Here is a 14,733-nt window from a genome sequence, read left to right as displayed (position 1 = left end):
CGAAAAGTTCATTGCCCCTGCATCGAGGGCCGCGTAACGTTCAACCCGGCATCGCCGCTCAACGAAGTTCAACAAACTTCGGGACATCCCCAAGGCTTGGGACGATTGGTTGAGCCAAGCGGCAAAGCTCGCGGATCGATTCAGCCGCGAACTGGATGGCGACGATCCGTTTGCCTATAACGAAACGGCGAGCGTAAGCGTCCTTGCGTCTGCCGCAGCCTGTTCCGGTTTCCTAGCGCTGGCCGAATTCGCAACGACCAAAAGAGCCGCGCGTGATCGCCGCCAAAAGGCCCGTGGCCGGTCCGACTTCTGGATGATGGGCGATGGTCGTGCGTGGGCTTTCGAGTTCAAGCAGATCACCGGCGGCGGGATTACATCCAGACGGCTCGATAGAAAGATGACCGCTGCCATCGACTGCGCGAAAAGCATCCACGAGCGAGATGCCAATATGGCAGTCGCAGGACTGATCGTTTCCTTGTCCTACTTCGAGCCAGCCGAGGCCGCGACGGCTCGAAAGGTTCTGAGCGATTTCAAAAACGAACGGGATTTCGCCTGGAAAATCGGGAGTCGTGACAAGGAGCAGGAGACCTATCTCTTCTTTGATGTCGCATGGCGAAAGTAGCCACCGGTCACTCGAATCCCTCCCTGGTTCCCCATCGGGCCTCGCTTCTAAACTCGGTCGCCCCCCTTTCCGACGATCACTTCGGACCGGCGCGGGGGACGGAGACGCCTTGAACGCTATCCCTGAACCCTTTTGCGCAGACCGCCTCGCCGGTCCTCATCCCACGGCCGGCTGAGCGGCCTTATTCCTATGCCGTGCCAGAAGGAATGCAGGTCGGAAGGAATGCAGGTCGGGGGGGGGTGATGGTGCGGGTGCCGCTGGGGCGCCGGCCACTCGTCGGAATCATCCGCAACGGCGCGGCCGACCAGATCACCCGGCGACGCGGCGGACCGTCGCCACGGCTTTCTCGATGGATGGCTCGTAGCTCACCAGCGGCGGCTTGATCCCGTGCAGGAAGAGGTCCTTGCGAATTTCATGCGAGGTGCCGGTCAGCACCACTTTCACCCCACGCCGGGTCGCCTTGTGGGCCAGCCCCTCCAGCGTGTTGGCGGCGGTGGAATCGAGAAAGGGAACCGCCGCGAAGTCGATGATCAAGGCGCGATGCGTGTCGGCGATGCGGTCCAGCACCGAGCCGATCGAGGCCGCCGCGCCGAAGAAGAACGCCCCCGAGATCCGGTAGACGACCACGTCTGGATCCATTGCCGCCGTCTCGTCGTAAGGCGAGCGGCCGCCATTGGCATCATCGGCCTTGTCCTCGGCGACAAACGGTCCGTGCGTCGCGATCGACGTCGTTTTCGACATGCGGTGAATGAACAGCACCGAACCGAGCGCGAAGCCGACGACGATCGCCTCTGTCAGATCGCGGAAAATCGTTAGCAGGAAGGTCGCCAAGAGCACTGCGGCATCGCCGCGCGAGGCCCGCAGCAGCGTCGCGAAGGCATGTTTTTCGATCATGTTCCAGGCCACGACGGCGAGAACGCCGGCAAGGCTGGCCAAAGGAATGTAGCTCGCGAGCGGCGCGGCAACCAGAACGAAGAGCAGTAGAAAGACGGCATGCAGCATGCCCGCGACAGGTCCGTGCGCGCCGGCGCGGACATTGGTGGCGGTGCGGGCGATCGTGCCGGTGACGCAAATGCCGCCGAAGATGCCCGAGGCGACGTTGGCCACGCCTTGCGCGACCAATTCGCAGTTCGATCGATGGCGGCGACCGGTCATTCCGTCCGCGACGACAGCCGACAGCAAGGATTCGATGGAGCCGAGGAGCGTGAACGCCACGGCGCTCGGCAGCACGGCCTGGATTTTGGCGAACGTGAATTCCGGCAATGACGGCAGCGGCAAGGTGCTGGGAATGCCTCCGAAGGCGGTGCCGATCGTCGACACCGGAAGATGCGACAAACCGGTTGCGGCAGCCGCGGCGATCACCGCGATCAACATCCCCGGCCAATGCGGGCGGGCGCGTTTCAGGCCGGTGATGACAAGGATGGTTGCGACGGACAGCGCGACCGCTGCCGCGTTGAAGCTCGGCAGACCGGCCCAGATGATGGGCAGTTTCTCCAGCAGCGGCCCCGGCTCCGCGTCGCCCAGGGTGAGACCGAGAAGATCCTTGATCTGGCTGGCGAAGATGATCACGGCTATGCCGGCCGTGAAGCCGACGGTGACCGGGTACGGAATGAACTTGATGTAGGTGCCGAACCGCAGCAAGCCTACCGCCATCAGCATCACGCCGGACAGGATCGTGGCCAGGAGCAAGCCGTCCATGCCATGCAGTTGGACCGTCGTGGCCACCAGCACGATGAACGCACCGGCGGGACCGCCGACCTGAAAGCGGCTGCCGCCGAGGGCCGAGACCAGAAAGCCGCCGATGATCGCCGTATAGAGCCCCTGCGCCGGAGAGGCGCCCGACGCGATGGCGATCGCCATCGACAATGGCAGCGCGACGATCGCCACCGTCAGTCCGGCGATGATGTCGGATCGGAACTGGGTAAGGCCGTATCCCTCGCGCAGGACGGTGATGAGTTTGGGCGTGAAGAGCGCGACAAAGCTCGGGTTGGATGTCGCGGTCCGAATTGAGGGTCTCATGTCCATGATGTCCGGCGGCCTTGGGAAAAGGCGGCGGGATCGTCGGCATCAGTCGTCGGTCGCCGTCGCGTTCGTTGCTCGTTTCAGCTTCGCGGTTTCGGCACCTTCAGCCGAACCCCCCGGCCCGACGAGACACTCTGTGCGTTTTCGCCGATCAACTCGATTCCGGCGCGGTCGAGCGCCTCGACGACCTTCGTCAGACTCTCGACAACCCCGCGTACATTGCCCTGACTGGCCTCCATCCGCTGGATAGTGGGCACCGAGACGCCGGCGAGGTCCGCCAATGTCTTCTGATCGATGCCGAGAAGCGCCCGGGCGGCGCGCAGTTGTGAGGCCGTGATCATGAATCATTCTGCCGAGGCTTAGATAGGTATAACGATACCTAAACAATGCAATCTGATATCTCAAGCATCATTATTAGCGCTTCATATTCTATCGACGTATCCCTCGGCGCCCACGACCGAGGCCCACTCGGACTGCAGCAGACGGAGCGCAAATTCCCGCCTATGGAATGCGGCGGAGGCCCTGGGCATCATCGCCTGCCCCACGGCCGCGGATCGGGCAATCTGGTTTGCGATGCCCGCCAGAGCGCACCATCGCTTTCAGCCATCCGTCCGACTTCGTAGAGTCGCCTGTCCGTGCGCGATTCGGTTCCGCCCGTTTCAAGCGGCCAAATCCGTTCTCTGCCCTCGCCCGGAGCCCCCTTTTGTCCCAGACCGGCCAGCTCTTTGAAACGCGCGTCGTGCCGGTCCTCGTCCCGCTACCGGCCGAGCGGCCCTACTCCTATGCCGTGCCGGACGGGATGGAGGTCGCGCCGGGGTCGATCGTACAGGTGCCGCTCGGGCCCCGGCAGGTGGCGGGCGTCGTCTGGGACGGCGCGAGCGACCGGGTCGACGCCAAGAAGCTTCGGCCGATCACCCGTGTCTTCGACTGCCCGCCGCTCGACGCCACGATGCGCCGCTTCGTCGATTGGGTCGCCGACTACACGCTGTCACCGCCGGGGCTGGTGGTGCGTATGGCGCTCAGGGCGCCGGCAGCGTTCGACCCGGAAGCCTGGATCGAGGGAATCGAGGCGACAGGCGCTTCTCCAGACCGCATGACCGGGGCGCGCGAGCGGGTGCTTGGGGCCGCGCAGGAGGCGCCGGCCTGGTCGCGCTCGGGGCTCGCCCACGCGGCGGGGGTGACGCCGTCGGTGGTCGACGGGCTGATCAAACAGGGCAGTTTTCGCGGCGTCCGCCTGCCGCCGCCGCCGGCGGTGGCGGCGCCCGATACGGGCTACGGCCGGGCCGAACTCAACGCCGACCAGCGCGCGGGGGCGGACAGTCTCGCCGCGAGCGTGGCAAAGGGCGGCTTTTCCACGACGCTGCTCGAAGGCGTCACCGGCTCGGGCAAGACCGAGGTCTATTTCGAGGCGGTCGCGCGCGCCCTCGACGAGGGCCGGCAGGTGCTGATCCTGTTGCCCGAAATCGCGCTGACCCAGAGCTTCATCGACCGGTTCCACGCGCGCTTCGGCGCGCCGCCGGCCGAATGGCACTCGGACGTCGCCCCGCGCCAGCGCGAGAAGATCTGGCGGCAGGTCGTGGAAGGACGGGTGAAGGTCGTGGCCGGAGCGCGCTCGGCGCTGTTCCTGCCGTTCCAGAACCTCGGGCTGATCATCGTCGACGAGGAGCACGACCCGGCCTACAAGCAGGAGGAGCGCACCTTCTATCACGCGCGCGACATGGCGGTGGTGCGCGGCTCGCTCGGCGGGTTCCCGGTGATCCTCGCCTCGGCGACGCCGTCGGTGGAAACGCGGGTCAACGCCGCGTCCGGGCGCTACGGCCATGTGCGGCTCGCCGGACGCTTCGCCGAAGCCGCGATGCCGGATCTGTCCCTGATCGACATGCGTGCCGCGCCGCCGCCGCGCGGGCGCTTCGTCTCGCCGGTGCTCGGACGGGCGATCGCCGACACGATCGCGCGCGGCGAACAGGCGCTCTTGTTCCTCAACCGGCGGGGCTACGCGCCGCTGACGCTCTGCCGGGTCTGCGGCCACCGCTTCCAGTGCCCCGACTGTTCGACCTGGCTGGTCGACCACCGGCTGCGCGGCCAGTTGCAGTGCCATCATTGCGGCTTCGCTGTGCCCCGGCCCGAGGCTTGCCCGGAATGCGGCACGCTCGATCACCTCGTCGCCTGTGGCCCCGGCGTGGAACGAATCGCCGAGGAGATGCTGACGGATTTTCCCGAGGCGCGGACGATTCTGCTCTCCTCCGACCTTCCCGGCGGCGCGAGGCGGCTCAGGCGCGAACTCGACGCCATCGCCGACGGCGAGGCCGATATCGTCATCGGCACGCAGTTGGTCGCCAAGGGGCATCATTTTCCGATGATGACGCTGGTCGGCGCGATCGACGCCGATCTCGGCCTCGCCAATGGCGACCCGCGCGCCGCCGAACGGACCTTCCAGCTCTTGCACCAGGTGACCGGCCGTGCGGGCCGCAGCGGCGGCCGGGCCAGCCGCGGGCTGATCCAGACATTCCAGCCGGAGCACCCGGTGATGCAGGCGATCGCGTCCGGCGACGCCAGCCGCTTCTACGAGCGCGAGATCGCCGAACGCGAACGCACGAGTCTGCCGCCTTTCGGGCGACTTGCCAGCGTCATCGTCTCGGCGAATAGCCGCAAGGAGGCAGAGGAGCATGCCCGCTCGCTCAGACGGGCGGCGGCCGAGGACGGCGACATCGAAGTTCTCGGCCCGGCCGAGGCGCCGCTGGCGGTGCTGCGGGGCCGGCATCGGTTCCGGCTGCTCGTTCACGGGACACGCCGCTCGCCGATCCAGGTGTTCCTGCGCGCCATGGTCGCTGCTGCGCCCCGCCCGCGTGGCTCAGTTCAGGTGCAGATCGACGTGGACCCGCAGAGCTTTCTGTGAGAAAGCCTCTGGCAAAGGGGTATGATGGACGGGGAGACGACGGATGCAGGCGCTGTTGAAATATCTCGTGGCCGGGGCGGCCATGAGCGTGCTCGCGAGTTATTCGGCCATGGCTCAGGACAAAGCGGGCGGAACCTCGCTCCCGACTTCCCCCTTCGCATCGACGACGCCGGGTCAGGCACCGACTGCGAACGCCTCCCCCGACACGCCCACAGGCCTCGAACTGGGTCTCCTCGACTGGTCCCCCATCCCGACGCGCTGTGCCTTCGTCGATCCCGACAAGTCCGTCAAGCCGAGCACGGAGACCACGTTCGAGCCGTTCGTTTTCCTGACCATGACCCAAAGCGGCAGCGGGACAACGGTCGGACCGGAGCGTGGCTACGTCATGGCGAACGGCCTGGTGCGCGAACTCGAAAAGGGCAAGACGGCGCCGAACAAGGACGGCCAGGTGGTCACCGTCTGGCGCTCGGCGGGCGAGCCGCGCATCAACGTCAACATCGTCCTGGCGGACGCGCGCCAGGAGAACGGCACGACCCGCTATTCCGGGTCGATGACCCTTTTTTGGGGCGACAAGAAAGAATCGGTGGCGATCACCGGCAGCTGCGAGAATTGAGGCGCTCCATCGAACCACACGTTTTACCTAATCCACTGCATTAGATCCCCCCGATCCACATCAAACTCCTCCTCTGATCGATCAACCGATCGCGCTATAACTAATATTTTTTCCAAATCTGCCCTTTTTATCGTCCCCCTTATACCTATTTCCGCACTTTCTCTATTTGGCGTCACGATAACGGCCTTTGGGATATTTAACGCCGTGTATGTGTTATCATTTGACAAAATAATTCTTCTTTTTGAATTCGGATTTACTGACAATTCCGTCTCTAAGTCCGCCCGTGTTGGAGGAAATTCCCGGTTAACTCGATCCTGAGTATCGATTGTTAGCGAGTATATTCTACTGATATGTACAGAGAATTTTACGATTTCTTCTTTATTTCGATACGAAAAATACGCTATACCCGACTCTTGGTCAATTTGCTCAAGCGTTCCAGTCCAAACGAGGTCGCGCCTATCCGACCAGTCGTTGGTTTCAATCTTCACAATATCTCCGCCGGCGTTAGATGCCATCATCATAATACTCATCATTGACAATACAAATACTTTTCTCATCGTAATGTCACCTCATACCTTTCCACCCCCCGCCGCTCTATAGCAACAATCTGCACAACCCCCCGGATCGATGTTGGCGTAAAAATGAAGAACCTATCTTCAGTAAGCAGCAACAAATGATATTCTCCTGTATTGTATATTGAAAGCTTACCCGTATCTGGAAATTTTATTACTGGTTTAGTTATATCAAATTTAAGTGTATCCTTCTCTGCCTCGCGATTACCGTAGAATGCTCCGACTTCCGCGCAGGCTAGAAAGCTGGCGTAAAACAAAAAAGTTATTACCAGAAATCCAATCCATGACGCGATCACATATCTGCATATTACGTAGGCAAATGTTATTATAACAATTAAAAATGTTGTGAAAATATAATTCACTCCGGTGAACAATACGTTAGACGCAAACAACACTGCCGCACCGATGCTTGTCGGGTCAGTGATAACAGGAAGATCGAAATACTCGTTGTAACTCGTTATATATGAATAACCTCCGGCATATATACTTATTGCGAATATACCAATAAATACAAAAAGATCCGCAAACTGCTTTATTGAATTTTCTTCTATAGACATTAAACGGACGATTGCGCGATTAAATAACATTTATTTTTTCCGTGTGAGTACAATTTGATATATACTATCTTGCGCCGTATGCTCTGAGGTACCCAAGCGGAATATGACCTTAAGTAACATATTTCGTCGGTGTTCGCGAGTAAAATTTTCAGCAGCCAGCCCGCAGCGGATATCGGCCGCCGATTGAAAGGCAGCCAACGCATTGTTTCTCAGCTTTTCCCAGACTGTTTGGAGAAGCTATTACATTTGTCGTGTCCAAGCGGCCGAGTGCGAGGTAAGCGGGTTACTGCTCACTGAGAGTCCGTTTCGAAACTCACTGCGGCGGGTTCAAAGGCCCCTCGGATGGTCGCTCCGCAATGACATGATACCCGATTTCCGCGGGTTNCTGAGAGTCCGTTTCGAAACTCACTGCGGCGGGTTCAAAGGCCCCTCGGATGGTCGCTCCGCAATGACATGATACCCGATTTCCGCGGGTTTGGGCGTCCCGGGTGAACCATGGAGGCTGGTCTTGGCAGGGTTTCGAAACGGCCTCTGAGAACACCTGACGGATATGGAATTCCCATGGACTTCGCGCTGCCGCAAACCAACGCCGACATGCTGCCGTTCGCGGCCGCGTGCGTCACCGTCCTATTCGGCCTCGTCGCCTTGTTCGCGCCGCGAATCACGTTTCGCGCTCTCAGGCTGGAAACCAGCCCGCGCCATCCCGAAGCCCTGTCCGAATCGCGGGCGACTATCGCCGGCTTCTGGCTCGGCGTCGGCATCGTCACGCTGCTCCTCTACAACCAGCCCTTCGTCCAGATGACGCTGGGTGCGGGTTGGCTGTTCACCGGTTTCGGCCGACTGGTCTCGATCCTCTCGGACCGCGGGTCGACTGCCTATAATTGGCTGATGTTTTTTCTGGCTCTTGCTCTGGCGGCCGCGGCTCTCGCTCCCGTATTCGGCATGGTGGCGAATTAGCCGCGGGCGAGCGCTCCGCACCGGCGGCAAATCGGCGCAAATAGGACGATGCTTTGACAAAAGCTGTCGCCAAAGCGTGTTGTCGCCGGCAAAACCCTATGCTAGACGGACCCAGTCTTCGGAAGGGCTTTTGCGGCCCGGTCGCGCGCCTTCCGTCAATCATTTAACGGCTTCAAGGATTTGGGGCGCTCTCGCTTCAGAGGCGCAACGAATGCCTTGAACGAAACCCGAAAGAGAAACGGTCGTCCGTGGCACAATCATCCTCTCCCGTTTCGGGGGTCGCAGACCGCTACGCCCAATCGCTCTTCGATCTCGCCCGCGATGACGGCGCGATCGAGACGGTCGAATCCGAGCTCGTGGCGTTTCAAAAACTGATCGACGACAATGCGGATTTCCGCCGGCTCGTCGAAAGCCCGGTCTTCTCCTCGGACGACCAGATGAAGGCGATCGACGCCATCGTTGGCGAGGTGAAGCCGAGCGAACTGACCGGCAACTTCCTGCGGGTCGTCGCGTCGAATCGCCGCCTCTTCGTCCTGCCGGGCATCATCCGCGGCTTTCGCCAGTATGCGGCCGAGCATCGCGGCGAAATCGCGGCGTCGGTGACCAGTGCCCACAAGCTGTCGGCCGCCCAGCGCAAGGAACTTGCCGAGGCTCTCGGCTCCTACGCCGGCAAGACCGTAACCATGACCGAGAGTGTCGATTCCACGATCCTCGGCGGGCTGATCGTCAAGATCGGATCGCGCCAGATCGACACCTCGCTTCGTACCAAACTCAATTCGCTTAAGCTTGCACTGAAAGAGGTCGGCTGATGGACATCCGCGCCGCGGAAATTTCCGCAATCCTCAAGAAGCAGATCAAGAACTTCGGCTCGGAGGCGGAAGTCGCGGAAGTCGGCCAGGTTCTTTCGGTCGGCGACGGCATCGCGCGCGTCTACGGGCTCGACAATTGCCAGGCCGGCGAGATGGTCGAATTCCCCGGCGGAATTCAGGGCATGGCCCTGAATCTGGAAGAGGACAATGTCGGCGTCGTGATCTTCGGCTCCGACCGGGCGATCAAGGAAGGCGACACCGTCAAGCGCACCGGCAACATCGTCGAGGTGCCGACGGGCAAGGGCCTGCTGGGACGCGTCGTCGACGGTCTCGGCAACCCGATCGACGGCAAGGGCCCGATCGAGGGTGCCGAGCAGCGTCGCGTCGACGTCAAGGCGCCGGGCATCATCCCGCGCAAGTCGGTGCATGAGCCGATGTCGACCGGCCTGAAGGCCATCGACGCGCTGATCCCGATCGGTCGCGGCCAGCGCGAGCTGGTCATCGGCGACCGCCAGACCGGCAAGACCGCGATCCTGCTCGATACCTTCCTCAACCAGAAGCCGGCGCATGACGAGAACCGCGAGAGCGACAAGCTCTATTGCATCTACGTCGCTGTCGGCCAGAAGCGCTCCACCGTCGCGCAGTTCGTGCGCACGCTCGAAGAGCGCGGCGCCATGGAGTATTCCATCGTCGTCGCCGCCACGGCGTCGGACCCGGCGCCGATGCAGTACATCGCACCGTTCACCGGCTGCGCCATGGGCGAATATTTTCGCGATAACGGCATGCACGCCGTGATCGCCTATGACGATCTGTCCAAGCAGGCCGTCTCCTACCGCCAGATGTCGCTGCTGCTGCGCCGCCCGCCAGGCCGCGAAGCCTATCCGGGCGACGTCTTCTATCTGCATTCGCGGCTCTTGGAGCGCGCCGCCAAGCTGAGCGAAGCGCACGGCGCCGGCTCGCTCACAGCACTGCCGGTCATCGAGACCCAGGCCGGTGACGTGTCGGCCTATATCCCGACCAACGTGATCTCGATCACCGACGGCCAGATCTTCCTCGAGACCACCCTGTTCTTCCAGGGTATCCGTCCCGCTGTGAACGTCGGCCTCTCGGTGAGCCGCGTCGGCTCGGCCGCCCAGATCAAGGCGATGAAACAGGTCGCCGGTTCGATTAAGGGCGAGCTCGCGCAGTACCGCGAAATGGCGGCTTTCGCGCAGTTCGGCTCCGATCTCGACGCCGCGACCCAGCGCCTGCTCAATCGCGGCGCTCGTCTGACGGAGCTGTTGAAGCAGCCGCAGTTCTCGCCGCTGAAGACCGAAGAGCAGGTGGCGGTGATCTTTGCCGGCACCCAGGGCTATCTCGACAAGCTTCGGGTCAATCAGGTCAGCGATTTCGAGCAGGGCCTGCTCAACGCGCTGCGGAGCGATCACAAGGATCTGCTCGACCGGATCGCGCAAGAAAAGGCGCTTTCGGACGAAATTCGCGAGAACTTGAAGTCGGCGATCGATTCATTCGCCAAGAGCTTCGCCTGAGTCACGAAAACGCGCATAAGCCGCGCCCCTCAGCGGGCGTGGCCGAGCTAGCGGGAGACAGCGCCAAGCCATGGCATCTCTGAAGGATCTGCGAAACCGCATTGCGTCGGTCAAATCTACGCAGAAAATCACCAAGGCCATGCAGATGGTCGCGGCGGCGAAGCTGCGCCGTGCCGAGGAGGCCGCGCAAGCCGCGCGGCCCTATGCCGATCGTATGGCCGCGGTGCTCGCCAACATTTCCGGCGCCATGGAGGGCGACGGCCTGCCGCTGATGGTCGGGACCGGCAAGGACGACGTCCATCTTCTGGTCGTCTTCACAGCCGATCGCGGCCTTTGCGGTGGCTTCAACGCGTCGATCGTCAAGCTTGCCCGTATCCACCAGCGCAAGCTGGAAGGCCAGGGCAAGACGGTGAAGTTCGTGGTCGTCGGCAAGAAGGGCTGGGACCTGATGCGCCGCGACCTGTCGTCGAAGGTCGTCGAGCGCACCGATCTGCGTGAGGCCAAACAGGTCGGTTTCGAACATGCCGAGGCGATCGGACAGACGATCATCGACCTGTTCGAGAAGGGCGAGTTCGACGTTTGCTCGATTTTCTTTTCCGAGTTCGAGAACGTCATGACCCAGACGCCGACCAGGCAGCAGGTGATCCCGGCCGCGCTCGCCGAGGACGACGCCAATCTGGCCGGCGAAGCGACCGTCTACGAGTACGAGCCGGAGCCCGGCGCGATTCTCGAGGATCTGATCCCACGCAACATCAAGGTTCAGGTGTTGCATGCGCTGCTGGAAAATGCCGCCTCCGAACAAGGCGCGCGAATGTCGGCAATGGACAACGCGACCCGCAATGCCGGCGACATGATCGACCGCCTGTCGATTTCCTACAACCGGCAGCGGCAAGCGCAGATCACGACGGAACTGGTCGAAATCATTTCGGGCGCCGAGGCGCTCTAAAGTATCTGAGAGGAGGCCTCCGATGGCTGACAACGTAAACATTTCCGGCGCGACCGGCCGCGTCGCCCAGGTCATCGGCGCCGTCGTCGACGTCGAATTCGACGGCAATTTGCCGGCGATCCTGAACGCGCTGGAATGCGACAACAACGGCATGCGCCTGGTGCTCGAGGTTGCCCAGCACCTCGGACAGAACACCGTGCGTACCATCGCCATGGATTTGACCGAAGGTCTGGTCCGCGGCCAGCCGGTGAAAGACACCGGCGGCCCGATCGAGGTTCCGGTCGGTGACGGCACGCTCGGCCGCATCATGAACGTCATCGGCGAGCCGATCGACGAGGTCGGTCCGATCCAGTACGAGATGAAGCGCGGCATCCACCAGGACGCGCCGCCCTACATCGAACAGTCGCCGGAATCGCAGATCCTGGTCACCGGCATCAAGGTCATCGACCTTCTCGCGCCTTACGCCCGTGGCGGCAAGATCGGCCTGTTCGGCGGCGCCGGCGTCGGCAAGACCGTTTTGATCCAGGAACTGATCAACAACGTCGCCAAGGCGCATGGCGGCTACTCCGTCTTCGCCGGCGTCGGCGAGCGGACCCGCGAGGGCAACGATCTCTATCACGAGATGATCGAGTCCGGCGTCAACAAGGACCCGCACCAGAACAACGGCTCGGCCGAAGGCTCCAAGGCCGCCCTCGTCTACGGCCAGATGAACGAGCCTCCCGGAGCCCGTGCCCGCGTCGCACTCACCGGCCTGACTATTGCCGAGCATTTTCGCGATCAGGGCCAGGACGTGTTGTTCTTCGTCGACAACATCTTCCGCTTCACCCAGGCCGGCTCGGAAGTGTCGGCGTTGCTCGGCCGTATTCCCTCGGCCGTGGGCTATCAGCCGACGCTGGCGACCGACATGGGCCAGATGCAGGAACGCATCACCACGACCACCAAGGGTTCGATCACCTCGGTGCAGGCCATCTACGTGCCTGCCGACGATCTGACCGATCCGGCCCCGGCGACCTCCTTCGCCCATCTGGACGCGACGACCGTGCTCAACCGCGCGATCTCGGAAAAGGGCATTTACCCGGCCGTCGATCCGCTCGATTCCAACTCGCGCATGCTCTCCCCGATGATCATCGGCGAGGAGCATTACGGGGTGGCGCGGCAGGTTCAGGAGGTTCTGCAGAAATACAAGTCGCTGCAGGACATCATCGCCATTCTCGGCATGGACGAGCTGTCGGAAGAGGACAAGCTGACGGTGGCGCGCGCCCGCAAGATCGAGCGCTTCCTGTCGCAGCCCTTCTTCGTCGCCGAAGTGTTCACCGGAGCGCCCGGCCAGTTGGTGCCGCTCGAAGACACGATCAAGTCGTTCAAGGGCCTGGTCAATGGCGAGTACGACCATTTGCCGGAAGCCGCCTTCTACATGGTCGGCTCGATCGAGATGGCGGTCGAGAAGGCGCAGAAGCTGGCCGCCGAAGCGGCTTGACCGTTGTTTACTCGATCACCAGGGCCCCTCGTCGGAGCGGTTGTTGCTCTTCTCTTGATTTCCGACTGGGTTCTGCCGGCGACCACACGAGCTGACACCACGCAGGATCTGGCTCGGGAGGCCGGATTGACGAAGATGCAGATGGACGCGATCTTTGATCAGGGAGTGGTCAGCGGAACCGCCAACGCCTGCGGTCTTGATTGGACTCGTTTGAGTTTCAGCCCGTTGATGGCCTACTGGCGGGACAAAGGGAAAACCGAGCAGCAGATGGCTGTGATCGCCGCGTGGCATGGTGCTGGCCAAGGGGTGGCTGAGTCCAAGTTCAAGGAACAACCTTGTACCGAGAGGGCGCGCCGTGAGATCAAAGCACGCCTTCCATTCCGACCTTAAAGGGGCACCATGTCCGATAGTTTTCAGTTCGAACTCGTCTCTCCCGAGCGCCTGCTGCTGTCTGAAGCGGTGACGGCCGTCAACGTGCCCGGCACCGAAGGCTATTTCACCGTCATGGCCAAGCACGCGCCACTGATGACGACGCTGAAGCCCGGCGTCGTGGTGGCGACGCTGGAAGGTGGCTCCGAGCAGAAAATCTTCGTGCTCGGTGGCTTCGCCGACGTCAACCAGAACAGCTTCACGCTGCTGGCCGAGCGCGCCACCCGTGTCGAGGATCTCGACGCGGCCGAGCTCGACCAGCAGATCAAGAACGCCGAGGAAGACGTCGCCGACGCCAAGACGCCCGAGGCCAAGGCGAAGGCCGAGCATGCCCTCGACCAGCTCCGCGAAGCGCGGGTCGCCGTCGGATTCTGATATCCCTATTTCTGTTCGATACAATGGGGCCGGCGCGATGCCGGCCTTTTCGTTTCAGTGACCATGCGACATTTCCCACGCGGCCAGCGCCCCATCGGCAGCTCCGCGTGAAATCCCGCTTCAATTCGACCGAACGCAGGCTGTCAGGATATCATACCAACCTGCGGTGATAGGGACCTACTGGATGGCGCTGAACGGGCTTGTCCGGCCAGGAGCGACGCGCAGTTCGATGCGGCGCATCGGGCAAGCGGTGCGACGCCGTCCGGCGAGCCCGTCCAGCCCACCGCAGGCGGGGCGCTCGCTGCGCCTGGCTTCGTCACGGGCCTCACTCGATGCGCCGCATCGCGCGTCGTCCCGCTCCTCGCCATGCATCGGCGATCGTCCCCGTCGAATGGGCTCCTATTACCGCAGGTTGGTATCAGGCCCGCGATAGGAGAAGCCGGACGCCGGCAATGCCGAAGAAGAGCGCAAGCGCGCCCTCGACCCAACGCCGGGCCTTCTCATAGGCCCGGAGCATGGGGCCGGTCGAAAAGACCAAGGCATAGCCGCAGAACACCAGAACGCCGAGAACCGCGCACCCTCCAATGATCGCCAACAGCATATAGGAAGGGGCGCCAGGCTGAAGGCCAAGCGACATAATCGCAATCCATGCCAAAATGGCTTTTGGATTGCCGGCATGCAGGAGGATGCCGCGGCGATACAACGCACGAAATTTTAGCCGCGAGCTATCCGGAATGGCAAGAGTTGCCGGACGCGAACTGAGGGCAGAATTGGCGGCCTTCCAGGCGAGATAAAGGAGATAAAGTCCACCCGCGATCTTGATGGCAAACAGTGCATTGGTGCGTATTTCACCGCATCGTGAGCACGGATTTCACCGCATCGTGAGCAGAGATTTCGGGGGATCGTGAGCAACGATTTCAGATGATCGT

At 62.2% G+C, this 14,733-nt stretch carries 15 protein-coding genes and 1 pseudogene; 11 read left to right on the top strand and 5 right to left on the bottom strand.

Annotated elements, in window-relative coordinates:
* The first annotated feature begins 109 nt into the window (after positions 1 to 109).
* Positions 110 to 622: a hypothetical protein gene (locus VQ044_RS20570; protein ID WP_327649281.1), complete on the top strand. Its 513-nt coding sequence runs from the start codon at positions 110 to 112 to the stop codon at positions 620 to 622.
* Between the two features lie 122 nt (positions 623 to 744).
* Entirely contained in the window at positions 745 to 1,005 is a 261-nt protein-coding gene (locus VQ044_RS20565; RefSeq protein WP_331827755.1) for a hypothetical protein, read from the top strand.
* Here VQ044_RS20565 and VQ044_RS20560 read toward each other — a convergent pair.
* Together VQ044_RS20560 and VQ044_RS20555 are read right to left on the bottom strand one after the other, a co-directional pair.
* Positions 932 to 2,641, bottom strand: coding sequence for a SulP family inorganic anion transporter (locus tag VQ044_RS20560; RefSeq protein WP_327649283.1), 1,710 nt, complete (start codon positions 2,639 to 2,641; stop codon positions 932 to 934). The two genes, VQ044_RS20565 and VQ044_RS20560, sit on opposite strands and share 74 nt — an antisense overlap.
* A gap of 83 nt (positions 2,642 to 2,724) precedes the next feature.
* Positions 2,725 to 2,985 carry a helix-turn-helix domain-containing protein gene (locus VQ044_RS20555; protein WP_327649285.1) on the bottom strand — a complete coding sequence of 87 codons (261 nt, stop codon included), beginning with the start codon at positions 2,983 to 2,985 and terminating at the stop codon, positions 2,725 to 2,727.
* A gap of 362 nt (positions 2,986 to 3,347) precedes the next feature.
* Between VQ044_RS20555 and VQ044_RS20550 the strand changes: the two genes are divergently transcribed.
* A complete protein-coding gene (locus VQ044_RS20550) occupies positions 3,348 to 5,540 on the top strand; it encodes a primosomal protein N' (RefSeq protein WP_327649287.1) in 2,193 nt (730 codons plus the stop codon).
* A gap of 43 nt (positions 5,541 to 5,583) precedes the next feature.
* The gene (locus VQ044_RS20545; RefSeq protein WP_327622956.1) at positions 5,584 to 6,153 is read left to right on the top strand and encodes a hypothetical protein; all 570 of its coding nucleotides are present in this window, start codon (positions 5,584 to 5,586) and stop codon (positions 6,151 to 6,153) included.
* A 23-nt stretch (positions 6,154 to 6,176) separates the two neighbouring features.
* Here VQ044_RS20545 and VQ044_RS20540 read toward each other — a convergent pair whose 3' ends face one another.
* Together VQ044_RS20540 and VQ044_RS20535 are read right to left on the bottom strand one after the other, a co-directional pair.
* Entirely contained in the window at positions 6,177 to 6,710 is a 534-nt protein-coding gene (locus tag VQ044_RS20540; RefSeq protein ID WP_327649288.1) for a hypothetical protein, read from the bottom strand.
* On the bottom strand, positions 6,707 to 7,282 hold the full coding sequence (locus VQ044_RS20535; protein WP_327649290.1) for a hypothetical protein: 576 nt from the start codon (positions 7,280 to 7,282) through the stop codon (positions 6,707 to 6,709). The genes VQ044_RS20540 and VQ044_RS20535 overlap by 4 nt, the downstream gene beginning before the upstream one ends.
* Positions 7,283 to 7,843: 561 nt before the next feature.
* Here VQ044_RS20535 and VQ044_RS20530 point away from each other — a divergent pair.
* The 7 genes from VQ044_RS20530 (at position 7,844) to VQ044_RS20500 (ending at position 13,804) form a co-directional block, all read left to right on the top strand.
* The gene (locus VQ044_RS20530; RefSeq protein WP_327649291.1) at positions 7,844 to 8,239 is read left to right on the top strand and encodes an AGROH133_08824 family phage infection protein; all 396 of its coding nucleotides are present in this window, start codon (positions 7,844 to 7,846) and stop codon (positions 8,237 to 8,239) included.
* Between the two features lie 248 nt (positions 8,240 to 8,487).
* Positions 8,488 to 9,048 carry a F0F1 ATP synthase subunit delta gene (locus VQ044_RS20525; RefSeq protein WP_327622958.1) on the top strand — a complete coding sequence of 187 codons (561 nt, stop codon included), beginning with the start codon at positions 8,488 to 8,490 and terminating at the stop codon, positions 9,046 to 9,048.
* Positions 9,048 to 10,577 (top strand): F0F1 ATP synthase subunit alpha, encoded by a 1,530-nt coding sequence (gene atpA, locus VQ044_RS20520; RefSeq protein ID WP_327649292.1) that lies wholly within the window; start codon positions 9,048 to 9,050, stop codon positions 10,575 to 10,577. Before VQ044_RS20525 ends, atpA begins: the two co-directional genes overlap by 1 nt.
* Before the next feature lie 70 nt (positions 10,578 to 10,647).
* Entirely contained in the window at positions 10,648 to 11,523 is an 876-nt protein-coding gene (locus VQ044_RS20515; RefSeq protein WP_327649294.1) for a F0F1 ATP synthase subunit gamma, read from the top strand.
* A gap of 22 nt (positions 11,524 to 11,545) precedes the next feature.
* Positions 11,546 to 13,000: a F0F1 ATP synthase subunit beta gene (atpD, locus tag VQ044_RS20510; protein WP_327649296.1), complete on the top strand. Its 1,455-nt coding sequence runs from the start codon at positions 11,546 to 11,548 to the stop codon at positions 12,998 to 13,000.
* Positions 13,001 to 13,126: 126 nt separating this feature from the next.
* Positions 13,127 to 13,390 (top strand): hypothetical protein, encoded by a 264-nt coding sequence (locus VQ044_RS20505; RefSeq protein WP_327622961.1) that lies wholly within the window; start codon positions 13,127 to 13,129, stop codon positions 13,388 to 13,390.
* 9 nt (positions 13,391 to 13,399) lie between these two features.
* On the top strand, positions 13,400 to 13,804 hold the full coding sequence (locus VQ044_RS20500) for a F0F1 ATP synthase subunit epsilon (RefSeq protein ID WP_327622962.1): 405 nt from the start codon (positions 13,400 to 13,402) through the stop codon (positions 13,802 to 13,804).
* Between the two features lie 418 nt (positions 13,805 to 14,222).
* Here the strand turns inward: VQ044_RS20500 and VQ044_RS20495 are convergent.
* A pseudogene (locus VQ044_RS20495) lies at positions 14,223 to 14,642 on the bottom strand (LysE family translocator); the annotation flags it as partial.
* Between the last annotated feature and the right edge of the window lie 91 nt (positions 14,643 to 14,733).

The sequence above is a fragment of the Aurantimonas sp. C2-5-R2 genome (assembly GCF_036549495.1).
In the GTDB taxonomy this organism is placed as follows: Bacteria; Pseudomonadota; Alphaproteobacteria; order Rhizobiales; family Rhizobiaceae; genus Aurantimonas; species Aurantimonas coralicida_A.
This window is presented reverse-complemented; position numbering and strand designations above follow the sequence as displayed.